Source organism: Ruegeria sp. BJ5 (assembly GCF_056537865.1).
In genome coordinates, this window is record NZ_JBQFSH010000003.1 from 240,312 (window position 1) to 264,376 (window position 24,065).

Below are 24,065 nucleotides of genomic sequence, written 5' to 3' on the forward strand. Positions count from 1 at the left end.
AAGTCATCGAAAAGCGACCGGTCAGGCCGATTTGTTCAGGCAGGCGATGTAGAACCCATCCATGCCGCCCAGATCGGGCCAATAATCGGGACGCAGGCGCAGCCCGCCTTCCTCGGTCAGCCAGTCGGGCTGAACGCCGGGTACCTGTAGCGCGGCGCGGTCCACCTGCATGTCGGGATGGTGCGGCAAAGCCTCTTCGATCTGCACCTCGCCCTCGTCGGGCAACAGCGAACAGGTGCAATAGACCAGCCGTCCGCCGGGTTTCAGCAAGGTCCAGGCATGGGCCAGCATCCGGCCCTGCAACGCGATCAGGCCGCCGAATTCGGAGCCGTCCTTGGCAAAGGGCAGATCCGGGTGACGCCGGATGGTGCCGGTCGCCGAACAGGGCGCGTCCAGCAGGATCGCATCGTACTGGCCCTGATGCTCCAGCGCGTCGCCGGCGACCACGTGGGCCGACAACCCGGTCCGTTCGAGATTTTCCCGCGCCCGCGCCAGCCGGCCTTCGGAAATGTCCAGCGCGGTGACCTCGGCCCCCGCCGCTGCCAGTTGCAGCGTCTTGCCGCCGGGCGCGGCGCACATGTCCAGAACCCGCTCGCCGGGCCGGGGCGCCAGAATCCGCGCCGGCAGGGCGGCGGCGGCATCCTGCACCCACCAGTCTCCGCTGGCATAGCCCGGCAGGGCCGAGACCTGACCCGCGTCAGTAACCCGCACCGAGCCGGTCGGCAGTTCGGTCCCCATGGGGATCGTTGCGCCGGGCTTTGGCGTCAGGTCCAGCGGCGCGCCGGCGAAATGGGCCTGCTCCATGCCCTTGACCGCATCCGCGCCCCAGGCCGCGATCAGCGGCTCGCGCAGCCAGTCCGGCAGGCGCGGCACCCGCATCTTCGGCCAGGCCTCGGGGCCTTCGGCGGCGATCTTACGCAGAACCGCGTTGACCAGCCCCTTGAGCCGCCCGTGCTTGCGCGAGCGGCCGATGATCTCGACCATCGCGTTCACGACGCCATGCGCAGCCTCGCCCTGACACAGTTCGACCGTTCCCAGACGCAGCGCGTTCTGAACGGTCAGCGCCGGTGTGCGCCGCAGATGTCCCTCCAGCAGGCGGTCGGCGCGTTCAAGCCCGCGCAAGGTCTCCAGCGTCAAGCGCTGCGCCCGCGCGCGGTCTTCGGGGGCTAGGCGATCCAACGCCCCGGCCGCCAGGCATTCGGACAGCAGGCGCCCCTCGCCCAAGATCTGATCCAGCAGATAGATGGCGCTGCGCCGCGCCGCCGTCGGGGTGTTGGTCATGAAACCGCCTTTGCAAGGTTTTCGCCCGCATTGCCATCAGCGGACGAGGGCGTATATCAAGGCCATGCACGGAAAGGAACCCGATGTCATGAGCGACGACCGCACAGACCTGCCGCCCGCCGCCCGGCGCGCCCTGGCCGAGGCCGAAGAGCGCCGGCGCAAGGCTGAAGCCGAGGCCAAACCCCTGCCCAAGGAGCTGGGCGGACGCGACGGCCTCGATCCCGCGCGCTATGGCGATTGGGAGAAGAAGGGCATCGCGATCGATTTCTGACCGCTCAGACCGCCGCGCGCAGGGCCTGCAGGAAATCGCCGATCAGGGCCTGCTGCTTTTTCGACTGCGCCCGGTCTCGCGGCCAGGTCAGCCAGTATCCGTCGCGGGTTTTCAAATCGGGACGCCCCAGCCGGATCAGACGGCCCGAGGCCAGATCTGCCGAGGCCAGAGCGACCGACCCCAAGGCGACCCCCAGCCCCTGCCGCGCCGCGCCAAGGGCGTGTTCCATCGAATCAAAGCTCAGACCGGTGCGTGGCAGATCCGTGTCGCCCGTCTTCTGCATCCAGTCCTGCCAGCCGGGCCGTTCGCCGCGTAGGTCGATCACCGGCGCGCCCCAGCTGACGCCCGGCGCCGCCATCGGGGTCAGAACCTCGGGCGCGATCAGGTCGGCGGTGCGCCCCGGCCAGCTGCCGCGCCCATAGCGGATCTGAAGCCAGGTCCGCTCGTCCTCCAGCGAGGACCGCCGCGCCACCGAATCCGTGGTGACCTGCACCTCGGGCCGCAGGGCTCGAAAGGCCCCCAGGCTGGGCAGCACGAGTGCTTGGATATGCGAAGACAGCCCGGCCACCCGCAACGCGCGCGGGGCGGTGCCGAACAGATCCTCGGTGTTGCGTTCCAACGCCCGCAGGCTGTCCTGCACCAGCGGCAGATAGCTTTCGCCCTCGACCGTCAGCGACACGCCGCGCGCTTCGCGCACGAACAGGGACCGGCCCAGCCAGGATTCCAGATTGGCGATGCGCTGGCTGACTGCCGCCTGGGTCAGGCCGAACTCGCGCGCCGCGGCCGAAAATCCGCCCAGCCGCCCGGCCGCCTCGAACACGCGCAGCCAGTCCAGCGGGGGCAGGCCGACCTTTTTCTTGCTCATTAGATTTTCCAACTCTCAGATGGAACAAGCCTTAATTGTCGTAATGCCATATCCCGCGTATCTCCTCAATCAAAGCCCGCGCTGAACAGGAGAGCCCCATGCTGCGCCACGCCACCCATGACCCGGCGGTCGTTTCGGTTGAGTTCGAAGACGGCACCCGCGCCCGTTTCCACGCCATCTGGCTGCGCGACAATGCGCTGGACCCGCAGACGCGCGACCCCGGCAACGGCCAGCGTCTGATCACGATCGGCGACATTCCGGCGGGGATCGCGATCCAGGCGGCCGAGGTGGCGGGCGGCGACCTGCAGGTGACCTTCGCCCCCGAAGACAAGACCGTCACCTTTCCCGCAAACTGGTTGGCCGCGCATGTCTATGACCGGGACCAGACCCGCCAGATGGGCTGGCTGTCGCCCGGCATCACCACCTGGGACGGCGGGTTCTCGGCCCCGGCCGGCAACTGGACGCATGTGCACGAAAACCCCACCGCCAAGCGCGACTGGCTGGCGGCGGTCGCCGAATACGGCTTTGCCAAGCTGACCGGCGGCCCGACCGAGCTCGGTTCGCTGCTGAAGGTCGCCGACCTGTTCGGCTATGTGCGCGAGACCAACTATGGCCCCTATTTCGAGGTGCGGACCGAGGTGAACCCGACCAACCTGGCCTATACCGGCCTTGGCCTGCAGGCGCATACCGACAACCCCTATCGCGATCCGGTGCCCACGCTGCAGATCCTCTATTGCCTGGAAAACAGCGCCGAGGGCGGGGAGTCGATCGTGGTCGACGGCTTTCGCGCGGCCCAGCGCCTGCGCGAAGAAAACCCCGAAGGCTTTGCCCTGCTGGCCGGCTATCCCGCGCGGTTCGAATACCGCGGTTCGGACGGGGTATGCCTGCGCGCGCGCCGTCCGATGATCGAGCTGTCGCCAGATGGCGAATTGATCGGCATCCGCTTCAATAACCGGTCTTCGGCCCCGTTCGTGGATGTGCCCTTCGACCGGATGGAGGCCTATTACGCCGCCTACCGCCGTTTGGGCGAGATCATCGACGACCCGGCCATGGGCGTGGCGTTCAAGCTGGAACCGGGCGAGAGCTTCATCGTCGACAACACCCGCGTCCTGCATGCGCGTCTGGGATATTCGGGTGCCGGGTCGCGCTGGCTGCAGGGATGCTATGCCGACAAGGACGGGCTGCTGTCGACCCTAGCCGCGATGCGGATGGCGCAACCGGAGGCGGCGGAATGAAACCCGATTTCCAGACCCTGACCCGCGACAACATCGTGGCCTTCATCGCCGATATCTTCGACCGGCGCGGAGGCGAGGAATACCTGGGCGAGCCGGTCACCATGGCCCAGCACATGCTGCAGGGCGCCACCATCGCCGAACAGAACGGCATGCCCGAAGAGATCATCGTGGGCGCTCTGCTGCACGATATCGGGCATTTCACCTCGGAATTCGGCACCTACCATCCCGACGACACCGAGGACCGCCATCACGAGGATGCCGGCGCCGCGGTGCTGGAGCGGTTCTTTCCCTCGGTCATCACCGATTGCTGCCGCTATCATGTCGCGGCCAAGCGGTACCTGTGTGCAACCCGGCCCGAGTATTTCAGCCGCCTGTCGGCGGCCTCGGTCCATACGCTGGAATTGCAGGGCGGCCCGATGAGCGCCGAGGAAGTCGCCGCATTCGAGGCCAACCCGAACCTGAAGGAAATCATCCAGGTCCGGTATCTGGACGAGGCCGGCAAACGGCCCGACATGGACACCCCCGGCTTCGACCATTTCGCGCCGATGGTTCAGCGCATGATCGACCGGCATCTGGGCGAGGGTTAAAGCCCCAATACATCCACCATGTCATATTGGCCGGGGGCCTTGCCCTGCCCCCACAGCGCCGCCTTCAGCGCGCCACGGGCAAAGATCGCCCGGTCAGTGGCCACGTGGCGCAGCACGATCCGCTCGCCCGGCGCGGCGAACAGCACGTCATGTTCGCCGACAATGTCACCACCGCGGACGGCGTGGAAGCCAATATGGCCCCTCTGCCGGGCGCCGGTGATCCCGTCGCGGCCCCGGTCGGAGACATCGGCAAGGTTCACGCCCCGCCCCTCGGCCGCGGCCTCGCCCAGCATCAGTGCCGTCCCCGAGGGCGCATCGACCTTGTGATGGTGATGGGCCTCGATCACCTCGATGTCGAAATCCTCGTCCAGCGCGGCGGCGACCTTTTTGGTAAGTTGCACCAGCAGGTTCACGCCTAGGCTCATGTTTCCCGCCCGCACGATCACCGCATGACGCGCGGCGGGTTCCAGCGCGGCGATCTGTTCGTTGCTCATGCCGGTGGTACCGATCACATGCACGCAGCGCGCCTGCGCCGCCAGCGCGGCGAACTCCAGCGTCGCCTCAGGCGCGGTGAAGTCGATCACCGCCTGGGCCTGGGCAAAGGCCTCGAGCGGGTCGTCGGTGACGGTCACGCCCAGCGGCTGGCCGCCCATCGCGGTACCCACGTCCTGACCGATCCAGTCATGGCCTGTGCGCTCGACCGCGCCGACCAGCCGCGCCTGATCGCTGTCGGTGATGGTCTTGATGAGCATCTGCCCCATCCGGCCCGAAGCCCCGGTCACGACGATTCCCGGAATATGCGTCATTGCGCTGGTCCTTCTTCTGAAATTCGGCTCAAAGCCTCCTACCCGGTTCGGGGCCGCTTGGCAAAGCCCCGCTTTGCGCTTAGATCGGGGACATGGCTAAGAACAAATTCCACGACGGCCCCGGCCCCTCGCAACGGCAGCTTCGCGTCGGCGAACTGATCCGCCGCACCCTGTCCGAGGTGCTGGCGCGCGGCGACGTGCACGACCCCGACCTGAACCGCCTGTCGATCACTGTGGGCGAAGTGCGTACCTCGCCCGACCTCAAGATCGCCACGGCCTATGTGCTGCCGCTGGGCGGCAAGGGGCAGGACACCGTGATCGAGCTGCTGGCCCGCAACAAGGGCGAGCTGCGCCGCATGGTCGGCAAGAAGGTCGGGCTGAAGTTCGCCCCCGACCTGCGCTTCCGGCTGGACGAAACGTTCGACCGCATGGACGACACGCGCCGGATGTTCGAACAGGACGCCGTGCGCCGGGATCTGGACGAGTGATCCGCAGGGCGGCCGCTCTGCTCGCGCTGCTCTGGGCCGGACAGGCCGGTGCGGTCACGTGCGAGCGTGTGGCCCACGAAGACCGGCGCTATACCGTGTGCGAGGTGGACGCCACCGCCGAGGACCTGCGCCTGTTCCTGTATGACGACGCAGGTCAGGTGCTGGGCCATTTCTCGTCGGTGAACGAGGAACTGGCCGGTTCGGGCCAGCGCCTGAGTTTTGCGATGAATGCGGGCATGTATCACGAGGACCGCTCGCCTGTGGGCCACTATGTCCAAGACGGGCAGGAAGTCATGCGCGTGATTCCCAACGCCGGCCCCGGCAATTTCGGCCTGCTGCCCAACGGAGTGTTCTGCATCCGCGAAGGCCGCGCCGACGTGTTCGAGACGCTGGACTATCTTGATCGCAAGCCCGATTGCCGCTTTGCCACCCAATCCGGGCCGATGCTGGTGATCGACGGAGAATTGCATCCGCGGTTTCTTGAGGATTCGACCTCGAGCTATGTGCGCAACGGGGTGGGCACCAGCGTCGATGGCAGCCGCGCGGTGTTCGTGATCTCCGAAGATTACGTCACCTTCCATGAATTCGGCCGCCTGTTCCGCGACGTGCTGAAAACGCCCAACGCGCTGTTTTTCGACGGCAACATCTCGCGAATGTATGACCGGGCGGCGAACCGGTCCGACGTGGGTTTCTCGCTGGGGCCGATCGTCGGCGTGGTCGAGGACATCCCGGCAAATTGACAGCGCCGGACCGATCCGCTAGGTCGCGCGCCTTAGCAGACGGCAAGGTGCATCATGGGACGCAAACGCAAGGGTCGTGACATTTCCGGTTGGCTGGTGGTCGACAAGCCCGCGGGCATGACCTCGACCGCCGTGGTCAACAAGGTCCGCTGGGCACTGGACGCCAAGAAGGCGGGCCATGCCGGCACGCTCGACCCCGAAGCCACCGGCGTTCTGGCCGTGGCCCTGGGCGAGGCCACCAAGACCGTTCCCTACATCACCGATGCGCTCAAGGCCTATACCTTTACCGTGCGGCTGGGTCAGGCCACCAATACCGACGATGCCGAGGGAGAAGTGATCGCGGAAAGCGACCTGCGCCCCACCGACGACGAGATCAAGCAGGCCCTGCTGCCCTTCGTGGGCGAGATCATGCAGGTGCCGCCCAAGTTCTCGGCGGTCAAGATCGAGGGCCAGCGCGCCTACAAGCTGGCCCGCGACGGCGAGAATGTCGAACTGGCCGCCCGCCCCCTGTGGGTCGAGGAACTGGTGCTGGTCGACCGGCCCGATCCCGACCATGTCGTTCTGGAAATGACCTGCGGTAAGGGCGGCTATGTCCGCTCGATCGCCCGCGACCTGGGTGAGGCGTTGGGCTGTTATGGCCACGTCAAGGAGCTGCGCCGGATCTGGTCCGGCCCGTTCGAGGCCGAGGACGGGCTGAGCATCGAGCAGATCGACGCGATGGCGAAAATCCCGGCGCTGGATGACTACCTGCGCCCGCTGGAACAAGGGCTGGCCGACCTGCCCGAGTTGAAATGCACCCCCGAAGGCGCCACCCGCCTGCGCAACGGCAACCCCGGCATGGTTCTGGCCAGCGACGTGGAATACGGCGACGAGGCCTGGGCCTCGTTCGACGGCAAGGCCGTGGCGGTAGGGGTCTACAAATCCGGTGAGTTGCACCCCAGCCGGGTGTTCGCCGGCTAGGTCCCGTGCTAAGCGAAGGCGCATGATCACCCGGTCCCACACCAAGGGCGACGCGCCCTCGACAGCCGTCTATTCCGACTGCGAACGCTATCGCTACAGCCTGACCCGCATCTGGGAGCCGGCCGGGCGCCGGGCCTTGTTCGTGATGCTGAACCCCTCGACCGCGACCGAGGTTCAGAATGACCCGACCGTCGAGCGCTGCGAGCGGCGCGCGCGGGCTTTGGGCTTCGGGGCGTTCCAGGTGACCAACATCTTTGCCTGGCGCGACACCGACCCGCGCAAGATGCGTGCCGCAGTCGATCCGGTGGGGCCGGAAAACGACGCCGCTATCCTGGCCGGCGTGGACTGGGCCGATCAGGTGATCGCCGCCTGGGGCACCCATGGCGCGCATCTGGATCGCGGTCCGGCGGTCGAGAGTCTGCTGCGCGGCACCGGCCAGCCGCTGTTCCACCTTGGGCTCAGCAAGGCAGGCCATCCCAAGCATCCGCTCTACATCGCGTATACCCAGCAACCCGAACCGTGGGACCGGTGACAAAGGGTTAACCACAGACTCAGGTTGGCTTTGACCAACCCTTTGGCGGCATGGGATATTTCACACTCGGGGCGGCACGCTTTCGGAGGGTTCCCATGTTTCTGCTCGGATTGTTCGGTCTGGCCGCAATGGGCGGCGCAGCATACGCGATCAGCGACGTATTCTCGGGGGATGAGGACGAGGACAACGACGATGTCATCGAGGAAGATGCCGTCGAAGACATTCCCGAAGGAAATCTGCTTGAGATTGACGATTCTTTCGAAGACCCAGCCGAGGCCGAGGATGCGTCCCACGGAATCATACTCTCGGACGTGGACGGAAACCTGGTCATCGCCGGAGGGCCGGGTGTGGATGTTCTGAGCGGGGCCGAGGGCAACGATCAGATCAACGGCTATGATGGCGATGACATTATCGATGGTGGCGCCGGAGATGATACGTTGTTCGGCGCGGACGGGGATGACACGCTAAACGGAAACACTGGCGATGATATTCTGCACGGTGGCAACGGTCACGATGACCTCTCGGGGAATGCCGGTGACGACATATTGTACGGCCATGCTGGCGACGACCAGTTGGTTGGTGGCGAAGGCGATGACGATCTGTACGGCGGTCAGGGCAACGATAACCTTGCCGGTGGTGAGGGCGAAGACGCGCTGCAAGGCGGCGACGGTGAAGACATGCTCGCCGGCGGCGCAGGGGAAGACACGCTGTTCGGCGGTGATGGCGACGACACTCTGTCCGGACAGGACGATGGCGACACGCCCGCCAGCGATTTTCTGAACGGCGGCGCAGGGGACGACACGATCCTGGCAGGCGCCGGAGATGTCGTCACCGGCGGTCAAGGAGCGGACCAGATCGCCATCAACGGAACGGTCACGGGGAAGGAAGTCAGCGTCGTGGATTTCACCCCCGGAGAAGACAAGCTGCTGATCGAATGGAACGGCCCTGACACGCCCGATATCGGGATCGAACACGACGCGGACAACGCCGATCTGACGCGCGTTCTGGTCAACGGGCGTGAGGTGGCCTATCTGTTCGGCGCCCAAGGTCTTGGGCCCGAGGATATTCAACTGACTCCGGGTCTGGACCCGACCCTGACCAGCCCCATGGGCTGAGATACGCAGAATCCCTTTGCCATTTATTCCGATTGCGCCTATACGCGCCCATCCGCATCGGAATCGGTGCGGTTTTCTCCATGGGCCTGTGCTGGACGACATCCCGGCCTGCGCCATCAACTCTAACCTTCGAAGGAGACCCCGATGTCGATCACTGCTGAAGAAAAAGCACGCGTCATGAAAGAATTCGCAACCAAGGACGGCGACACCGGTTCGCCGGAAGTCCAGGTTGCTATCCTGACCTCGCGCATCAACACCCTGACCGAGCACTTCAAGACCCACAAGAAAGACAACCACGGCCGCCGTGGTCTTCTGAAGATGGTCGCCCAGCGCCGCAAGCTGCTGGACTACCTGAAGGGCAAGGAAGAAGCGCGCTACCAGGACCTGATCAAAAAGCTGGGCATCCGCCGCTAAGCGCGGAATACACCGCTTTCAAGTTCGAGACGCCCGCCATATGGCGGGCGTTTTTTGTCAGAGGAGCGCGGTGTTCAATCCAGCGCGTTCTTGTAGACCACACCGTCTTTCATGATCAGGTCGAAGTTTTCGTGTGGGTCGGCAACCAGATCGATGTCTTCTAGCGGGTTGCCATCCACAAAGATCAAATCGGCACAAGCGCCTTCTGTAATCTGGCCCAGCGGTCATTGCTGATAGGGATGCCGGGGGCCGGACAATTCCAGCAGTTCGGCATTGGTCGAAGTGGCCATCTGCGAAACCTCGTAAGGAAAATACCACCGCTGCAGCTTGGCAAGAAACGCGCCCTGCCGCTCGGCCAATTTCGGGTCGAACAGGATGTCGGTCCCGAAGGCGGTTTTGACCCCCACTTCCTTTGCGGTCTTGTAGGTGAAATCGGTGCCGTCGGTCACGTCGATCCACTTCTGTTGGCTGACGGGGTCATCAAAGGAAAACCCGTCTTCGTCATCCAGTAACGGTTGCACGGACAGCCACACGTCATTCTCACGTATCATTTCCATCGTCTCACGGCTCATGAGGAAGCCATGTTCGATGGATTTCACACCGGCCTCAATCGCGATGCGCGCAGCATCGTCGGTGAACAGATGAGAGGCAACATAGGTGTTGTAGGTGTCGGCCACTTCGACAAAGGCTTCGATTTCATCCTTTGTGTATTGGCGAACGTCCAGCGGGTCGTATGTGGACGACACACCGCCCCCGCCAGAAATCTTTAGCTGCGTGGCCCCCATACGCATGACTTCTCGGGCCCGCTTGGTCACTTCTGGGACGCCGTCTGCCTGCATCATCAGACCAACGCTGTACCAATACCACAAAGCATCGCCTTCGTTTGTCGGCACCGCCTGATAAGGGCGGTAGTCAAAATGCCCGCCCGTCTGCGTGATCGGCGGACCGGACGGCAAGATTCGCGGACCGGGGATTTCGCCGGCGTCGATCATCTTCTTGATGGCGAAGGAATTGCCGCCAACATCACGGACGCTGGTGAATCCCCGCATCAGAGTGCCTTCGGACCCCAAAGCGCCACGGATTGCCACACCCAGAATATCATCGGTCACAACCGAATTTTGCGGGCTGCAGCAATAATGGGTGTGCCAGTGCACATCGATGAGGCCTGGGATCAGGGTGTGCCCACCGCCGTCGATCGCCGTTGCACCTTCGGCCGAGATCGGGTTTGTCGAAACAGCCGCAATCAGGTTGCCCTCGATCAGAACATTCGCGTTTTCGATGCCCCCGTCGTTGACGCCATCAAATACATCCACATTGGTAATCATGGTCTGAGCCGGGTCTTGCTGCGCGGAAACCGAGGTGGCGGCAAGCAGCGCGGCCAAAAGATGAATACGCATGAAGTATCTCCTGTCAAACACCGCCAACTTAGCGAATAATCCGATTTGTATTTGCGGAATTTCACTCGAGAACATGCATCCTGAACGTATCCTCGAAACTGCCCAAAGGCGTATAGAATGATAGCTCTGATCCTAAATGCCTACCGTCTGCTCAAGGCGATCGTCCGATCCTGGGATGACCCCCATTTTCGGGGTGGTTTGCTGCTGTGTGTGCTTATTCTTCTGTCCGGCACGTTGTTCTACAGCAGCGTCGAGGGCTGGCATTGGGTGGACGCGCTGTATTTTAGCGCGACCACATTGTCGACGGTCGGGTTCGGCGATCTGTCCCCAGCGACCAAGATCGGCAAGGTCTTCACCGTGATCTACATTTTCGTTGGGGTCGGCGTGTTCATCGCAATGTTCATTCAATTTGCGAAAGCTTTGTTGCGAGATCCTGAATAATAAATTCCGACCCAAGTCAAACCTTTGGAACTATGACTGGATCCGGTTAAAGCGAAAAAACGCCCGCCAAATGGCGGGCGTTCATTAACCGTCGCGGGCGGCTCAGATCTTGGCGCGCTCAGACTTCAGCGCCAACCACAGGCAGTAGCACATGATCAGCACCACCAGCGTGAACGGGATGCCAGTTGACACCGCCGCACCTTGCAGCGCGGCAAGGCCGCCACCCAGCAGCAGCGCGATTGCGACCAAGCCTTCCAGCGTGCACCAGAACACACGCTGCACCACCGGGGCGTCCATCTTGCCGCCTGCGGTGATCGTATCGATCACCAGAGACCCCGAGTCGGACGAGGTGACAAAGAAGACCACGATCAAAATCAGCGCGATCGGGGCCACGATGCCGTATAGCGGAAGCTCTTTCAGGAAGCCGAACAGCGCGCCTTCGGGGGCATAGCTGTCGATCACCGTGGCCTTGACGCCCTCGGCACCGCCGACGTTCAGCATGTCGATTGCCGCGCCACCAAAGGTGGACATCCACAGCGCACAGACCGCCGTGGGCGCCAGCAGCGCACAGATCACGAATTCACGCACCGTGCGCCCCTTGGAGATGCGGGCGATGAACATGCCCACGAAAGGCGACCACGCGATCCACCAGGCCCAGTAGAAGGTTGTCCAACCGTGGAAGAAGCTGGTGTCTTCGCGACCGAACGGGTTCGACAAAGCCGGCAGCAGCCTGACGTAATCGGTCATCACGCTGAAATAGCGCGAGATCGCCGTGCCGATCCCGGTCACTGCGATCACGAACAGGAACAGGCCCACGGCCATGATCATGTTGATCTCGCTGAGCCGCTTCACACCCGCATCCATGCCCATCAGCACTGAGCCCAGCGCGATCATCGTGATGCCGATGATCAGCAGGACGACGACGGTTGGGCTGGGTTCGATGCCGAACACCTCGTAGAGACCGGCGGCAACCTGTTGCGCGCCCAACCCCAGCGATGTGGTCAGGCCGAACAGGGTGGCAAACACCGCCAGCGTGTCGATCGCATGGCCCCACCAGCCCCAGACACGCTCGCCCAGCAACGGGTAGAAGGCCGAGCGCAGGGTCAGCGGCAGACCGAGATTGTAGCTGAAGATCGCAAGGCTCAGGCCCACGGCGGCGTAGACCGCCCAGCCCTCCAGCCCCCAGTGGTGGATGGTACCGACAACACCAATGTATTCATTGCCCGGCACCGCGATGTCGATGCCCAAAGGACGGGCGCCGCCATCCTCGGCGAAATTGTAGTAGACCGGCTCTAACACGCCGAAAAACAGCAATCCGATGCCGATCCCGGCCGCGAACATCATCGCGATCCAGCCGGCGTAGGAGTAATCGGGCTTGGCGTCTTTGCCGCCGATGCGCACCTTGCCGACCGGCAGAACGATCAGAGCCAGGCAGAACAGCGTGATTGCATCCACGGACAGGACGAGGAACCAGTCGAAGGTGCTGGTCAGCCACGGCCGCAGCCAACCGAAGAACGTTGCTGCGGCCTCTTGATTGGCGAGAGCGATCAGCACGAAGGCAAAGATCAGGATGCTTGAGATAAGAAAAACCGGGTTGTGAATATCCAGCCCGAATGGGCGAACATTGTCCTGCCCCAGCTCGTATTCCGTTTCGAAATCATAGATCCGCGGATCCGGATCCAGCATTTTCTTGGTCTGAGACATGTGGCCGTCCCTTTCGTTCGCGCGAATTGCAAACGCCAAGGTATTCGGCCGTCGGACGACAGTGAGTAGTCTTACCCCCTTGGCGCCTTTTCGTCGTCTGGACCGCGGGTTCCGTGGTAAGAGGCTACACTGCAATCACTTTTTCACAAAATGCATTCGCCTACGGGAATATGTCTGCGCATGGCCAGCGATGGCCTGACCGAGGTCGAGAGGACGGGGTCGCATTAGTTTCGCGGCTTTCCTACCACCGTCGCAGCCCGGAGTTTCTCTCCAGCCTCTGCCGCGCCGATTTCCGATCTGCATATCCTCGATGACGAGCGATGCTCCTGTTTGCGAGCGGGTGCACGCCAGATGCTATGCGGGCTTACGCATCGGAACGTTCGCGGTGTCGGCTGACGCAAAGGCGAACCACGGCAGATGCAGGACCGTGTGCCTTCTGCGGCCTTATCCCTTTCAATCCGACGCAATCTCATGTATGCGCGCGGTATCTGAGACGTTGTGCCCTGACCCCGGCACTCGAATGGAAGATAAATTGGGGTCGGCGGCAATGGGGCCGCCACGCAAAACGGGAGACCCGCAGGGGCGGGAGTGCTCCCATCTAGGATACGCATATGTTTGATGTAACGAAGAAATCGATGCAGTGGGGCGAGGAAACGCTCACACTGGAAACCGGCAAGGTTGCCCGTCAGGCTGACGGCAGCGTGATTGCCACGCTGGGCGAAACCAGCGTCATGGCCAACGTGACCTTTGCCCGGGAACAGAAGCCCGGTCAGGACTTTTTCCCGCTGACCGTGCACTATCAGGAAAAATACTATGCCGCCGGCAAGGTGCCGGGTGGCTTCTTCAAGCGCGAGGCCCGTCCGACCGAGAAAGAGACGCTGACCGCGCGCCTGATCGACCGTCCGATCCGTCCGCTGTTCGTTGACGGGTTCAAGAACGAAGTTCTGGTGATGTGCACCGTACTGAGCCACGATCTGGTCAACGACCCCGACATCGTGGCGATGATCGCCGCATCGGCGGCCCTGACCATCTCGGGCGCGCCCTTCCGCGGCCCGATCGCCGGTGCCCGCGTTGGTTTCGTGGATGGCGAGTACGTCCTGAACCCGACCGTGGACGACATGCAGGACCTGCGCCTGAACCCCGAACAGCGTCTGGATCTGGTTGTGGCCGGCACCAAAGACGCCGTGATGATGGTGGAGTCGGAAGCCTACGAGCTGACCGAAGCCGAGATGCTGGGCGCCGTGACCTTCGCGCACGAACAGATCCAGCCGGTGATCGACCTGATCATCTCGCTGGCCGAAGACGCCGCGAAAGAGCCCTTTGCCTTCGAAGCCCCCGACTACTCGGAGCTGTACGCTGCCGTGAAAGCTGCCGGTGAAGAGCAGATGCGTGCCGCATTCGCAATCACCGACAAGCAAGAGCGCACCGCAGCCGTCGCTGCCGCGCGCGAGGCCATCAAGGCCGCTCTGACCGAAGAGCAGCTTGAGGACTCGAACCTGGGTTCGGCGATGAAAAAGCTCGAAGCCAGCATCCTGCGCGGCGACGTGGTGAAGGGCGGCAAGCGGATTGACGGTCGTTCGACCACCGACGTGCGCCCGATCGTGGCCGAAACCGGCCTGCTGCCGCGGACCCATGGTTCGGCCCTGTTCACCCGTGGTGAAACCCAGGCGCTGGCCGTGACGACGCTGGGCACTGGTGACGACGAGCAGTTCATCGACGCGCTGCACGGCAACTTCAAATCGAACTTCCTGCTGCACTACAACTTCCCGCCCTACTCGGTCGGCGAAGTGGGCCGCGTCGGTTCGCCCGGTCGCCGCGAAATCGGCCACGGCAAACTGGCATGGCGCGCCCTGCAGGCGGTTCTGCCGGCTCCGACCGATTTCCCCTACACCATCCGCGTGGTGTCCGAGATCACCGAGTCGAACGGCTCGTCCTCGATGGCATCGGTCTGCGGCGGTTCGCTGTCGATGATGGATGCGGGCGTTCCGCTCAAGGCTCCGGTGGCCGGTGTGGCCATGGGTCTGATCCTGGAAGACGACGGGGACTATGCCGTTCTGACCGACATCTTGGGTGACGAAGACCACCTGGGCGACATGGACTTCAAGGTTGCGGGTACCGAAAACGGCATCACCTCGCTGCAGATGGACATCAAGGTCGCCGGCATCACGCCCGAGATCATGGAGAAAGCCCTGGCTCAGGCCAAGAACGGCCGACTGCACATCCTGAACGAGATGAGCAAGGCGCTGAGCGAGACCGCCGAGTTCTCGGTCCACGCCCCGCGCATCGAGACCATGCAGATCCCGACCGACAAGATCCGCGAAGTGATCGGCTCGGGCGGCAAGGTGATCCGCGAGATCGTGGAAACCAGCGGCGCCAAGGTCGACATCAACGATGACGGCATCATCAAGATTGCATCGCCCGATGGTGAGTCGATCAAGAAAGCCTACGAGATGATCCACTCGATCGTGGCCGAGCCGGAAGAAGGTCAGGTCTACACCGGTAAAGTCGTGAAGATCGTCGATTTCGGCGCCTTCGTAAACTTCTTCGGCAAACGTGACGGTCTGGTGCACGTGTCCCAGATCGAAAACCGTCGCCTGAACCACCCTTCGGACGTTTTGAAGGAAGGCCAGGAAGTGAAGGTCAAGCTCTTGGGCTTCGACGATCGCGGCAAGGTCCGCCTGTCGATGAAATGCGTCGATCAGGAAACCGGCGAAGAGATCGTGCCCGAGAAGAAGGAAAAGAAAGAGGAAGGCGCGGAATAACCCGCCCTACCCTTTGCGAAATCCAAGACCCCGGTTCCGGCCGGGGTCTTTTTGTTTTCCCTGGGCCTTTCCCGGGCCGCAGCCCTGTTCTATGCACGACACCATGCGATCCTTCATCATCCATATGTCCTCCAGCACCGCGCGCCGCCCCAATGCCGAGCAGCTCTGCGCCGACCTGCCCAGTGCCGAGCTGATCGAAGCGGTCAATGGGCGCGATCCGGCGCAGATTGCCGGGGTCACGCTGCATCCGGGCAACCTGCACCGCCCGCACTATCCCTTCGCGCTGCGCCCGGCCGAGATCGGCGTCTTCGAAAGCCACCGTCGGATCTGGCGCAAGATGGTCGACGAGGGGATCGACCTGGCTATCACCGCCGAAGATGATCTGCGCATCGATCCCGACCGGATGAACGCTGCACTGGATCTATTGCGCCCGATCGCGACCCCTGATCACTACATCCGCATCCCGGTCAAGCAGCGCGAAACCGCAGCCCAGACCCTAGCTGAGCGCGACGGCCTTCGTCTGATCCTGCCCAAGGTCATAGGGTTGCAATGCGTCTGTCAGGTGGTGGGACGGAAGGCGGCGGAACGTCTGCTGGCGGCCACCGACCGCATTGACCGCCCGGTGGACACGTTCCTGCAGATGCACTGGATCACGGGCCAGCCCGTCCACGCGCTGTTGGGCAGCGGCAACCAGGAAGTGGCCGGTGAAATCGGCGGCTCGACGATCCAGACGAAACCGCCGTTGACCGATAAGCTGACCCGCGAGTTCAAGCGCGCCGCCTATCGCGCGCAACTGCACCTGCATCCGCAGCGCCCCGCCTAGTCGGGCACCGCATCGCCCAGTTCCTCGACCAAGAAATCCATCGCCCGGCGCACCCGCAGCGGCAGATGACGCCGTTCAGGATAGACGATCCAACTCGCGCGGCTTGGATCTTCGTACCCCTGCAGTATCGGCTCCAGCTCAGGGGGGCGCTTCGCGCCCAGAAAAATCTCGGGCGCGTACATGACCCCCAGACCTTGCCGCGCGGCAGAAAGAACGGCGTGCGGGTTGTTGGCCTGCCACCGGCCATGCACCCGAACCTCGATCGGGTCGCCCGAGCCGGGGTCGCGGAATACCCACCGGTCATTGTTGGTGATCAGGCACTGATGATGCCGCAGGTCGGCCGGATGGGTCGGCCTTCCGTGCCGGTCGAGATAGCCGCGCGCGGCACCGCAGACCATCCGTCGGGTCGCCAGCCGCCGCGCGATCAGCCCGCTCTCCGTCAACTGGCCATAGCGGATGGCAAAGTCGAAGCCTTCTTCGGTCAGGTTCAGAAGGCGCGAATTGAAGTCGATCGTAACCGAGAGCTTGGGGTGCAGGCTTGCAAACCGGGCCAATGCCGGTGCCACGAACTGTTCCGCAAACGGACCGGCGGCCGACACGCGAATGCGCCCCGCGATCTGGGCCCGATCCCCTGCCGCTGACTGGTTCGCCTCTTCCAGACCCGCCACAAGCCCGGCCACCCGCGCGTGATAGTCGCGTCCGGCGTCGGTCAGGCGCACCACGCGGGTCGAACGCGCCAAAAGCTTGACGCCCAAACGATCCTCAAGCCGGGCGACCTGACGCGAGACATGACTGGCCGAAACCCCAAGCCGCCGGGCCGCAGCGGTGAAGCCCCCCGTCTCGACCACCATCAGGAATTCTTCCAGCCCATCCCACAGCGCCATCTCGCAGCCTCATTATTTCATGTCAGCAATAATGCTTTGCCAAATCCGGCACTAATCAACAAGCAGCAACAGCCATATATCCCGATCACACAAGACACGGGCCGGGTGAACCGGCCGAACTAGGAGAAAACACATGGCTTCGACTGCAAAGAAAATTCTGGTCGTCCTGACATCACATGACCAGCTGGGCGACACCGGAGAAAAGACCGGGTTCTGGCTTGAGGAGCTGGCCGCTCCGTACTATGTGTTCAAGGATGCCGGGGCGGAACTGACGCTGGCCTCGCCCGAAGGCGGGCAGCCGCCGCTGGACCCCAAAAGCAGCGCACCCGACAGCCAGACCGAGGACACTCGCCGGTTCGAGGCCGATCCCGAAGCGATGGCGGCATTGGCCAACACGGTGAAATTGTCCGAGGTGAACGCCGAGGACTATGACGCAATCTTCTATCCCGGCGGGCACGGGCCGCTATGGGACCTGGTGTCGGATGAAAAATCGATTGATCTGATCGAGTCGTTCTGGTCGGCCGGGAAACCAGTCAGCGCCGTGTGTCACGCCCCGATCGTTCTCGCGAACGCCAAGGCCGCGGACGGGTCACCCTTGGTCAAGGGGCGCACCGTCACCGGTTTCACGAATGAAGAAGAAGACGCCGTCGGCCTGACCGAAATCGTGCCGATGCTGGTCGAGGATACGATGAAAGACAGGGGCGCACAGTTCAGCAAGGTGGAGCCGTTCCAACCTCACGCCGTGCAGGATGGCAAACTGATTACCGGGCAGAACCCGGCGTCGTCCGCTGCGGTTGCAAGGAAAGTGCTTGAGGCGCTTGAGGCCTGAGGACGTTCAATGCGGTACGGGGCGGGACATGATGTGCCCCGCCCCTTTTGATGTCAGCTCGGCGCCTTGGTCTTGCGCAGATAGGGGAAGATCGTCTCGAACTCGCCGAACTTCTCCTTGGCTTCGTCATTCGAAACCGACGGCGGGATGATCACGTCTTCGCCCGGCACCCAGTTGGCCGGAGTGGCCACGCCCTTGGCGCTCATCTGCAGGCCGTCCAGAGCGCGCAGAATTTCGGCGAAATTCCGGCCCACGGTCATCGGATAGGTCATCGACAGTTTCAACTGCTTGTCCGGCCCGATGATGAAGACCGAGCGCACCGTGGCGCTGTCCGCCGGGGTTCGGCCGTCGGGCAGATATGCCTCGGCGGGCAGCATGTCGAAGGCCTTGGACACTGCCAGTCCGTCATCGGCGATGATCGGAAAGCCGGGGTTGGCCTTGCCATAGGCCTCGATGTCTTTCTTCCACTTCTTGTGGTCCTCGACCCCATCGACCGAAACACCGATCACCTTGGTGTTGCGCTTGGCCCATTCGTCGTTCAACTGCGCCACGGCCGAAAACTCGGTGGTGCAGACCGGAGTGAAATCCTTGGGGTGCGAGAAGAGGATCGCCCAGCTGTCGCCGATCCAGTCGTGGAACTGGATGGTGCCCTGGTCCGTTTCAGCGGTGAAATTGGGGACGGTATCGTTGATGCGCAAACCCATGATGCATCTCCTTTCCTGTGAAAACCCGAGTCGGTTGGTGCAAACCTAATCACTTTGCCCTCAGGTTAAACCATTGATGTGGCACAGGGGCAAAAAACGTGCGATCAATAATTTGATCAAATTTCCAGAATTGCCTTGCCCCAAGGGGGCCGCAGTGACAGAGTGCCCGGGAAAACCGACCGCGCGGTCGAATGAATGCGGATCAAGAGGACACGCCATGATCGAGAAACGCGACTTTTACATCAACGGCCAGTGGGTCGCCCCCAGCCAAGCCAATGATTTCCATGTGATCGACCCATCGACCGAGGAGTCCTGCACGGTGATTTCTCTGGGCGGTCAGGCCGATACCGACGCGGCCGTGGCGGCGGCCAAGACGGCGCTGCCGGGCTGGATGGCCACGCCGGTCGAAGAGCGCATCGCGCTGGTGGAAAAGCTGATCGAGATCTACCCCACCCGCGCCGAAGACCTCGCGCAGGCAATGTCGATGGAGATGGGCGCGCCGATCGACATGTCGCGCACCCAGCAGGTGGGCGCCGGGATCTGGCACCTGAAGAATTTCATTCGAGCAGCCAAGAGTTTCCAGTTCGAGCGCCCCCTGGGCGATCATGCCCCCAATGACCGGATCATCTACGAGGCAGTCGGCGTCGCCGCGCTGATCACCCCGTGGAACTGGCCGATGAATCAGATCACGCTCAAGGTGGGCGCGGCGGCGATCGCGGGCTGCACCATGGTTCTGAAACCGTCCGAGCAAAGCCCGCTGAACGCGATGATCTTTGCCGAGATGATGCACGAGGCGGGCTTCCCGCCGGGTGTCTTCAACCTGGTGAACGGCGACGGCGTGGGCGTGGGTTCGCAACTGTCGGGGCATCCGGACGTCGACATGGTCAGCTTCACCGGCTCGACCCGTGCGGGCACGGCGATTTCCAAGAACGCCGCCGACACGCTCAAGAAGGTGCATCTGGAACTGGGCGGCAAGGGCGCCAACGTGATCTTTGCCGATGCCGATGACAAGGCGGTCAAGCGCGGCGTGCTGCACATGATGAACAACACCGGCCAGAGCTGCAACGCGCCCAGCCGGATGCTGGTGCAGCGCCCGATCTATGATCAAGCCGTGGAAACCGCGGCCGAGGTCGCCAATAAGGTCACCGTGGGCCCGGCGATGCAGGAAGGCCGCCATATCGGCCCCGTCGTGAACGAGCTGCAATGGACCAAGATCCAGGCCCTGATCACGAAAGGCATCGACGAGGGTGCGCGCCTGGTCGCCGGCGGTCCCGGTCGCCCCGAAGGGTTCAACAAAGGCTATTTCGTGCGCCCCACCGTGTTTGCCGACGCCAACAACCAGATGACCATCGCGCGCGAGGAGATCTTTGGCCCGGTCCTGACGATGATCCCCTTCGATACCGAGGAAGAGGCCATCGAGATCGCCAATGACACGCCATATGGCCTGACCAACTATGTTCAGACACAGGACGGCGCCCGCGCCAACCGCATGGCGCGCAAACTGCGCTCGGGCATGGTCGAGATGAACGGCCAATCGCGCGCTGCCGGTTCGCCCTTTGGCGGCATGAAACAGTCCGGCAACGGGCGTGAAGGCGGTGTCTGGGGGCTGGAGGACTTTTTGGAGGTCAAGGCCGTCAGCGGCTGGACCCCGAAATAACCCCCGCACGGGAACGCACAAAATGTGGGGCAAGGCGCGGACAGGCACCTTGCCCCGTTTGCGTCAGGCCGGACGCACCACCAGTTGTGGCTCGCCGTTCGACGTATGGCGAGCTGACCGACCGTCCCAGCCGATCTGACCGCTGACGCGCTGGCGAAAGGCCGAGAAGCTGTCAAAGGTCACCACGTCGACCGGGGTGTCGAACTGCAGCGTGATCCGCCGCTGGGCGCCGTCGCCCAGCATCGTCAGGCCGCGGATTTCCCCTGTGAAGGGCTGGCCCAGATAGGTGCCCTGCACGCGGTCTCCGACCTTCAGGTGCAGCCGGTTTCCGGCCATCGCGTGCAACGTGTTCCAGTCGCGCGCGCCGTGCTGATGGGCGATCATCTCAAGCGATTGCGCATGGCTCAGGGCCACGCCGGCGCCACGCAGTTTCTCGCGCAGGCGTATGGCCTGCACTTTCAGCTCGCCCACGGGGGCGATGTTTCGGATCTGTGTCATGTCTTGCCTCGTTTCCAAAAACGGGCGCGAGTATTGGACGGGGCTCGCCTTGCCATCCGCGCGCCGGGAAAGGGCAACAGATGTGGTTTGAACCGGGTTTCACCAAAGCCAAAGGGCCGCGAGCGGCAGGAGACCCGAACCTGCGCGCCTTGTGGCAGGCGCGCGGGCCTTAGTCAATCAGGCATCGGCCTGCGCCGCCTCATAGGCCAGCATGGCGCGTTTGACGGGCAACCCCCAGTGATAGCCGCCCAGACCCCCCGATTTGCGCAGCGCGCGGTGGCAGGGGATCAGCCAACTGACCGGGTTGCGGCCCACCGCCGTGCCCACTGCCCGCACCGCCTGCGGCGTGCCCACGGCCTGCGCGATCTGGGAATAGGTCGTCACCTGGCCCGAGGGGATCTGCATCAGCGCCTCCCACACCTTGATCTGCAAGGGTGAGCCGATCAGGTACAGCGGCGTAGGCTCCAGCCGGTCGCTGGCCGCGCCAAATGCCGACAGGACCCACGGGCGCAGGCGCATCGGATCCTCGACGTATTCCGCCAGGGGCCAGCGCGACAGCATGTCCTGCATCGCGGCCTCTTCGCCGGTCTCGGCGGCAAAGGCCATGCCGCAGATGCCCTTGGCCGTGCCCATCACCAGCGCCGGGCCAAAGGGGCTTTCGAACCAGCCCCAATAGATGGTCAGCCCGGCCCCCTTGCGGGCATATTCGCCGGGGCTCATCGCCTCCCATTTCAGGAACAGGTCGTGCAGGCGACCGCTGCCGGACAGACCGACGCTGTGCGCGGTCTCCAGCGTGGTGAACCGCTCGCGCAGCAGCGCCTTGGCATGGCCCAGCGTCAGATATTGCTGGTAGCGTTTCGGCGACACGCCCGTCCAGCGCGAGAACAGGCGCTGGAAATGCGCGGGGCTCATGTCCATCTGGCGGGCCAGCTCTTCCAGCGACAACGACTCGCCGCCCTGGTCGATCAGCTCGATCGCGCGCCGCATCACGTTGTAGTGGTACCCGGATTCGGATGTCTGGACGTTCATGGCATTCACCTTGCTGTGGCTTGCCCCATCCTAGCCGGGCCGGACCCGACGGTGCGACCCGAAACTTGCGCATTGGCGGTGCAGCGGGCTTTGGGCTTGTCACCCGGCACCGCGGGCGGCATTAAGGCCCGGATGGCAAAGCAGCTTGATTATCACACGATCCGCGAGATCTTTACCCGGTTCCGGCAGGCCGACCCCGAACCCAAGGGCGAGCTTGAGCATGTGAACGTCTATACGTTGGTCGTCGCCGTGGCGCTGTCGGCGCAGGCGACCGATGCGGGCGTCAACAAGGCCACCCGCGCGCTGTTCAAAATCGCCGATACCCCGCAAAAAATGCTCGACCTCGGCGAAGAGGGGCTGATCGAGCATATCAAGACCATCGGCCTGTTCCGCCAGAAGGCCAAGAACGTCATCAAGATGTCGCGCATCCTGGTCGAGGACTACGGCGGCGAGGTGCCCAATTCGCGCGCCGCACTGCAATCTCTGCCGGGCGTCGGGCGCAAGACCGCGAACGTGGTGCTGAACATGTGGTGGCGATACCCGGCGCAGGCGGTGGACACCCATATCTTTCGCGTCGGCAACCGCACCGGCATCTGCCCCGGCAAGGACGTGGACGCCGTGGAACGCGCCATCGAAGACAATATCCCCGTGGACTTTCAGCTTCACGCCCATCACTGGCTGATCCTGCACGGCCGGTACCACTGCAAGGCGCGCAAGCCGCAATGCGGCACCTGCCTGATCCGCGACCTGTGCCAATTCGAGGACAAGACCCTATGAAAACCTATCACCTGACCGGCATCGGCAACGCCGTTGTGGACGTCATCTCTCAGGCCGACGACAGCTTTCTCGAGATGATGGGAATAGAGAAGGGCATCATGCAGCTGATCGAACGCGAACGCGGCGAAGTGCTGTATGCGGCCATGGAAAACCGAGTGCAGACCCCGGGCGGGTCGGTGGCCAACACCATCGCGGGCGCGGGTGCGCTGGGTCTGGACGCGGCCTTTATCGGGCGGGTGCACGATGATGCGCTGGGCCGGTTCTATGCCGATGCGATGAACGAGGACGGCGTGGATTTCGTGAACCCGCCGGTGCCGGGGGGCGAGCTGCCAACCTCGCGCTCGATGATCTTCGTCTCGCCCGATGGCGAACGGTCGATGAACACCTATCTGGGGATTTCCTCGGAACTGTCCTCGACGGACGTGCCGGCCGAGGTGGCGGGCAACAGCCAGATCATGTTCCTCGAGGGGTATCTGTTCGACAAGGAGAAGGGCAAGACCGCCTTCCTGGAGGCCGCGCGCGACTGCCGCAACGGCGGCGGCAAGACCGGCATCGCCATCTCCGACCCGTTCTGCGTCGAGCGTCACCGTACCGATTTCCTGCTGCTGATCGAACACGAGCTGGATTTCGTGATCGGCAACGAGGCCGAGATCAAATCGCTGTTCGAGACCGACGACCTGGAAGAGGCGCTGGCCAAGACCGCTGCGATCTGCCCGCTGGTGGTCTGCACCCGCTCGGGCGACGGGGTGACGGTTCTGCACGACGGCACGCGTATCGATGTACCGGTCGAGAAATTGGTGCCGGTGGACGCCACCGGCGCGGGCGACCAGTTCGCCGCCGGATTCCTGTTCGGCATGGCGACGGGCCGCGACTATGAAACCTGCGCCAAAATCGGCAACGTCTGCGCCCGCGAGGTGATCAGCCATATCGGCCCGCGCCCCGAGGCGAACATGCTGGAACTGCTGCGGGACGAAGGTTTGGTTTGACGCGCAAGCGACTTGCCGCGTCGCAATGTTGTTGGGACGAAGATTTTCGTGTGTTCGTAGTCCGGGACAGCGCTTGTGTTCAGGGAAAAATGAAGCCGCGCCGTGAAAAGTGAGCAAGGCAAGAAGCTTGAAGAACCAAGCCTTGCCAAAGCGACGCGTCGCGCGAGCGAACCGCGACCAAGCAATCGCTCAAAGTGCGCCTCACAATTACCCCCCAAAGCAAGAGCCGCACCATCAAAACGCCCCTTGAGGGTGCAAATCTGTTGAGTTAACTCTCCCT

General features: G+C 63.4%; 25 protein-coding genes. 16 read left to right on the forward strand and 9 right to left on the reverse strand.

The genetic code is table 11. The features are described from left to right. Window positions 1-21 precede the first annotated feature (21 nt). The gene (locus ACR0NY_RS11865; RefSeq protein WP_170369111.1) at window positions 22-1,281 is read right to left on the reverse strand and encodes an RsmB/NOP family class I SAM-dependent RNA methyltransferase; all 1,260 of its coding nucleotides are present in this window, start codon (window positions 1,279-1,281) and stop codon (window positions 22-24) included. Window positions 1,282-1,369: 88 nt separating this feature from the next. Between ACR0NY_RS11865 and ACR0NY_RS11870 the strand changes: the two genes are divergently transcribed. Continuing rightward, on the forward strand, window positions 1,370-1,552 hold the full coding sequence (locus ACR0NY_RS11870) for a DUF1674 domain-containing protein (protein ID WP_170360604.1): 183 nt from the start codon (window positions 1,370-1,372) through the stop codon (window positions 1,550-1,552). A 4-nt stretch (window positions 1,553-1,556) separates the two neighbouring features. Here ACR0NY_RS11870 and ACR0NY_RS11875 read toward each other — a convergent pair whose 3' ends face one another. Further along, entirely contained in the window at window positions 1,557-2,417 is an 861-nt protein-coding gene (locus ACR0NY_RS11875) for a LysR family transcriptional regulator (RefSeq protein ID WP_170360602.1), read from the reverse strand. 98 nt (window positions 2,418-2,515) lie between these two features. Here ACR0NY_RS11875 and tmpA point away from each other — a divergent pair, with 98 nt between their 5' ends. Beyond that, complete coding sequence (gene tmpA, locus ACR0NY_RS11880) at window positions 2,516-3,652, forward strand: 2-trimethylaminoethylphosphonate dioxygenase (protein ID WP_170369110.1); 1,137 nt, start codon at window positions 2,516-2,518, stop codon at window positions 3,650-3,652. After that, window positions 3,649-4,239, forward strand: a complete 591-nt coding sequence (tmpB, locus tag ACR0NY_RS11885) for a (R)-1-hydroxy-2-trimethylaminoethylphosphonate oxygenase (protein WP_170369109.1) — start codon at window positions 3,649-3,651, stop codon at window positions 4,237-4,239. Before tmpA ends, tmpB begins: the two co-directional genes overlap by 4 nt. Here the strand turns inward: tmpB and dapB are convergent. Continuing rightward, a complete protein-coding gene (gene dapB / locus ACR0NY_RS11890; protein ID WP_170369108.1) occupies window positions 4,236-5,045 on the reverse strand; it encodes a 4-hydroxy-tetrahydrodipicolinate reductase in 810 nt (269 codons plus the stop codon). The genes tmpB and dapB overlap by 4 nt on opposite strands. A 92-nt stretch (window positions 5,046-5,137) precedes the next feature. Between dapB and rbfA the strand changes: the two genes are divergently transcribed. From rbfA to rpsO, 6 genes are all read left to right on the forward strand, one after another. Next, a complete protein-coding gene (gene rbfA, locus ACR0NY_RS11895) occupies window positions 5,138-5,533 on the forward strand; it encodes a 30S ribosome-binding factor RbfA (RefSeq protein WP_093964142.1) in 396 nt (131 codons plus the stop codon). Continuing rightward, the gene (locus ACR0NY_RS11900) at window positions 5,530-6,273 is read left to right on the forward strand and encodes a phosphodiester glycosidase family protein (RefSeq protein ID WP_170341102.1); all 744 of its coding nucleotides are present in this window, start codon (window positions 5,530-5,532) and stop codon (window positions 6,271-6,273) included. The genes rbfA and ACR0NY_RS11900 overlap by 4 nt, the downstream gene beginning before the upstream one ends. Window positions 6,274-6,327: 54 nt before the next feature. Then, a complete protein-coding gene (gene truB / locus ACR0NY_RS11905) occupies window positions 6,328-7,233 on the forward strand; it encodes a tRNA pseudouridine(55) synthase TruB (RefSeq protein WP_170341101.1) in 906 nt (301 codons plus the stop codon). Window positions 7,234-7,255: 22 nt separating this feature from the next. After that, on the forward strand, window positions 7,256-7,765 hold the full coding sequence (locus ACR0NY_RS11910) for a DUF1643 domain-containing protein (protein WP_170341100.1): 510 nt from the start codon (window positions 7,256-7,258) through the stop codon (window positions 7,763-7,765). A gap of 95 nt (window positions 7,766-7,860) precedes the next feature. Beyond that, the gene (locus tag ACR0NY_RS11915; protein WP_170341098.1) at window positions 7,861-8,880 is read left to right on the forward strand and encodes a calcium-binding protein; all 1,020 of its coding nucleotides are present in this window, start codon (window positions 7,861-7,863) and stop codon (window positions 8,878-8,880) included. 144 nt (window positions 8,881-9,024) lie between these two features. Beyond that, complete coding sequence (rpsO, locus tag ACR0NY_RS11920; RefSeq protein WP_005980247.1) at window positions 9,025-9,294, forward strand: 30S ribosomal protein S15; 270 nt, start codon at window positions 9,025-9,027, stop codon at window positions 9,292-9,294. A 224-nt stretch (window positions 9,295-9,518) separates the two neighbouring features. Here rpsO and ACR0NY_RS11925 read toward each other — a convergent pair whose 3' ends face one another. Next, complete coding sequence (locus ACR0NY_RS11925; protein WP_254432933.1) at window positions 9,519-10,691, reverse strand: metal-dependent hydrolase family protein; 1,173 nt, start codon at window positions 10,689-10,691, stop codon at window positions 9,519-9,521. Between the two features lie 117 nt (window positions 10,692-10,808). On the opposite strand from ACR0NY_RS11925, the gene ACR0NY_RS11930 reads away from it, so the two are divergent. Then, on the forward strand, window positions 10,809-11,132 hold the full coding sequence (locus ACR0NY_RS11930) for a potassium channel family protein (RefSeq protein ID WP_093964136.1): 324 nt from the start codon (window positions 10,809-10,811) through the stop codon (window positions 11,130-11,132). Window positions 11,133-11,234: 102 nt separating this feature from the next. On the opposite strand, the gene ACR0NY_RS11935 is transcribed toward ACR0NY_RS11930, so the two are convergent. Next, window positions 11,235-12,836 carry a BCCT family transporter gene (locus ACR0NY_RS11935; protein WP_170341096.1) on the reverse strand — a complete coding sequence of 534 codons (1,602 nt, stop codon included), beginning with the start codon at window positions 12,834-12,836 and terminating at the stop codon, window positions 11,235-11,237. A 611-nt stretch (window positions 12,837-13,447) separates the two neighbouring features. Between ACR0NY_RS11935 and pnp the strand changes: the two genes are divergently transcribed. Together pnp and ACR0NY_RS11945 are read left to right on the forward strand one after the other, a co-directional pair. Further along, window positions 13,448-15,598 (forward strand): polyribonucleotide nucleotidyltransferase, encoded by a 2,151-nt coding sequence (gene pnp, locus ACR0NY_RS11940; RefSeq protein ID WP_170341094.1) that lies wholly within the window; start codon window positions 13,448-13,450, stop codon window positions 15,596-15,598. A 91-nt stretch (window positions 15,599-15,689) separates the two neighbouring features. Continuing rightward, window positions 15,690-16,421, forward strand: coding sequence for a glycosyltransferase family 25 protein (locus ACR0NY_RS11945; protein ID WP_254430786.1), 732 nt, complete (start codon window positions 15,690-15,692; stop codon window positions 16,419-16,421). Here the strand turns inward: ACR0NY_RS11945 and ACR0NY_RS11950 are convergent. Next, on the reverse strand, window positions 16,418-17,305 hold the full coding sequence (locus ACR0NY_RS11950) for a LysR family transcriptional regulator (protein ID WP_170369107.1): 888 nt from the start codon (window positions 17,303-17,305) through the stop codon (window positions 16,418-16,420). The genes ACR0NY_RS11945 and ACR0NY_RS11950 overlap by 4 nt on opposite strands. Before the next feature lie 133 nt (window positions 17,306-17,438). Here ACR0NY_RS11950 and ACR0NY_RS11955 point away from each other — a divergent pair, with 133 nt between their 5' ends. Continuing rightward, the gene (locus tag ACR0NY_RS11955) at window positions 17,439-18,134 is read left to right on the forward strand and encodes a type 1 glutamine amidotransferase domain-containing protein (RefSeq protein WP_170369106.1); all 696 of its coding nucleotides are present in this window, start codon (window positions 17,439-17,441) and stop codon (window positions 18,132-18,134) included. A gap of 53 nt (window positions 18,135-18,187) precedes the next feature. Here the strand turns inward: ACR0NY_RS11955 and ACR0NY_RS11960 are convergent, their stop codons facing one another. Continuing rightward, a complete protein-coding gene (locus tag ACR0NY_RS11960; RefSeq protein WP_093964131.1) occupies window positions 18,188-18,838 on the reverse strand; it encodes a peroxiredoxin in 651 nt (216 codons plus the stop codon). Between the two features lie 217 nt (window positions 18,839-19,055). On the opposite strand from ACR0NY_RS11960, the gene ACR0NY_RS11965 reads away from it, so the two are divergent. Then, on the forward strand, window positions 19,056-20,495 hold the full coding sequence (locus tag ACR0NY_RS11965) for an aldehyde dehydrogenase family protein (protein ID WP_170369105.1): 1,440 nt from the start codon (window positions 19,056-19,058) through the stop codon (window positions 20,493-20,495). Window positions 20,496-20,558: 63 nt separating this feature from the next. Here ACR0NY_RS11965 and ACR0NY_RS11970 read toward each other — a convergent pair whose 3' ends face one another. Both ACR0NY_RS11970 and ACR0NY_RS11975 read right to left on the reverse strand, forming a co-directional pair. Beyond that, window positions 20,559-20,993, reverse strand: a complete 435-nt coding sequence (locus tag ACR0NY_RS11970) for a glyoxalase superfamily protein (RefSeq protein ID WP_170369104.1) — start codon at window positions 20,991-20,993, stop codon at window positions 20,559-20,561. A 177-nt stretch (window positions 20,994-21,170) separates the two neighbouring features. Further along, complete coding sequence (locus tag ACR0NY_RS11975; RefSeq protein ID WP_170369103.1) at window positions 21,171-22,022, reverse strand: bifunctional helix-turn-helix domain-containing protein/methylated-DNA--[protein]-cysteine S-methyltransferase; 852 nt, start codon at window positions 22,020-22,022, stop codon at window positions 21,171-21,173. 132 nt (window positions 22,023-22,154) lie between these two features. Here ACR0NY_RS11975 and nth point away from each other — a divergent pair, with 132 nt between their 5' ends. Together nth and ACR0NY_RS11985 are read left to right on the forward strand one after the other, a co-directional pair. Next, window positions 22,155-22,799, forward strand: a complete 645-nt coding sequence (gene nth, locus ACR0NY_RS11980; RefSeq protein ID WP_170369102.1) for an endonuclease III — start codon at window positions 22,155-22,157, stop codon at window positions 22,797-22,799. Continuing rightward, entirely contained in the window at window positions 22,796-23,785 is a 990-nt protein-coding gene (locus ACR0NY_RS11985) for an adenosine kinase (RefSeq protein ID WP_170369101.1), read from the forward strand. Before nth ends, ACR0NY_RS11985 begins: the two co-directional genes overlap by 4 nt. Window positions 23,786-24,065 lie beyond the last annotated feature (280 nt).

Bases quoted from the DNA above. Each gene is read 5' to 3' on its own strand.
- ACR0NY_RS11915 (WP_170341098.1), top strand. From the start codon at position 7,861: ATGTTTCTGCTCGGATTGTTCGGTCTGGCCGCAATGGGCGGCGCAGCA.
- ACR0NY_RS11950 (WP_170369107.1), bottom strand. From the start codon at position 17,305: ATGGCGCTGTGGGATGGGCTGGAAGAATTCCTGATGGTGGTCGAGACG.
- tmpB (WP_170369109.1), top strand. From the start codon at position 3,649: ATGAAACCCGATTTCCAGACCCTGACCCGCGACAACATCGTGGCCTTC.
- ACR0NY_RS11930 (WP_093964136.1), top strand. From the start codon at position 10,809: ATGATAGCTCTGATCCTAAATGCCTACCGTCTGCTCAAGGCGATCGTC.
- ACR0NY_RS11985 (WP_170369101.1), top strand. From the start codon at position 22,796: ATGAAAACCTATCACCTGACCGGCATCGGCAACGCCGTTGTGGACGTC.
- nth (WP_170369102.1), top strand. From the start codon at position 22,155: ATGGCAAAGCAGCTTGATTATCACACGATCCGCGAGATCTTTACCCGG.
- ACR0NY_RS11975 (WP_170369103.1), bottom strand. From the start codon at position 22,022: ATGAACGTCCAGACATCCGAATCCGGGTACCACTACAACGTGATGCGG.
- pnp (WP_170341094.1), top strand. From the start codon at position 13,448: ATGTTTGATGTAACGAAGAAATCGATGCAGTGGGGCGAGGAAACGCTC.
- ACR0NY_RS11935 (WP_170341096.1), bottom strand. From the start codon at position 12,836: ATGTCTCAGACCAAGAAAATGCTGGATCCGGATCCGCGGATCTATGAT.
- ACR0NY_RS11865 (WP_170369111.1), bottom strand. From the start codon at position 1,281: ATGACCAACACCCCGACGGCGGCGCGGCGCAGCGCCATCTATCTGCTG.
- ACR0NY_RS11870 (WP_170360604.1), top strand. From the start codon at position 1,370: ATGAGCGACGACCGCACAGACCTGCCGCCCGCCGCCCGGCGCGCCCTG.
- ACR0NY_RS11925 (WP_254432933.1), bottom strand. From the start codon at position 10,691: ATGCGTATTCATCTTTTGGCCGCGCTGCTTGCCGCCACCTCGGTTTCC.
- ACR0NY_RS11965 (WP_170369105.1), top strand. From the start codon at position 19,056: ATGATCGAGAAACGCGACTTTTACATCAACGGCCAGTGGGTCGCCCCC.
- ACR0NY_RS11875 (WP_170360602.1), bottom strand. From the start codon at position 2,417: ATGAGCAAGAAAAAGGTCGGCCTGCCCCCGCTGGACTGGCTGCGCGTG.
- rpsO (WP_005980247.1), top strand. From the start codon at position 9,025: ATGTCGATCACTGCTGAAGAAAAAGCACGCGTCATGAAAGAATTCGCA.
- ACR0NY_RS11955 (WP_170369106.1), top strand. From the start codon at position 17,439: ATGGCTTCGACTGCAAAGAAAATTCTGGTCGTCCTGACATCACATGAC.
- dapB (WP_170369108.1), bottom strand. From the start codon at position 5,045: ATGACGCATATTCCGGGAATCGTCGTGACCGGGGCTTCGGGCCGGATG.
- tmpA (WP_170369110.1), top strand. From the start codon at position 2,516: ATGCTGCGCCACGCCACCCATGACCCGGCGGTCGTTTCGGTTGAGTTC.
- ACR0NY_RS11970 (WP_170369104.1), bottom strand. From the start codon at position 20,993: ATGACACAGATCCGAAACATCGCCCCCGTGGGCGAGCTGAAAGTGCAG.
- ACR0NY_RS11945 (WP_254430786.1), top strand. From the start codon at position 15,690: ATGCACGACACCATGCGATCCTTCATCATCCATATGTCCTCCAGCACC.
- rbfA (WP_093964142.1), top strand. From the start codon at position 5,138: ATGGCTAAGAACAAATTCCACGACGGCCCCGGCCCCTCGCAACGGCAG.
- ACR0NY_RS11910 (WP_170341100.1), top strand. From the start codon at position 7,256: ATGATCACCCGGTCCCACACCAAGGGCGACGCGCCCTCGACAGCCGTC.
- truB (WP_170341101.1), top strand. From the start codon at position 6,328: ATGGGACGCAAACGCAAGGGTCGTGACATTTCCGGTTGGCTGGTGGTC.
- ACR0NY_RS11960 (WP_093964131.1), bottom strand. From the start codon at position 18,838: ATGGGTTTGCGCATCAACGATACCGTCCCCAATTTCACCGCTGAAACG.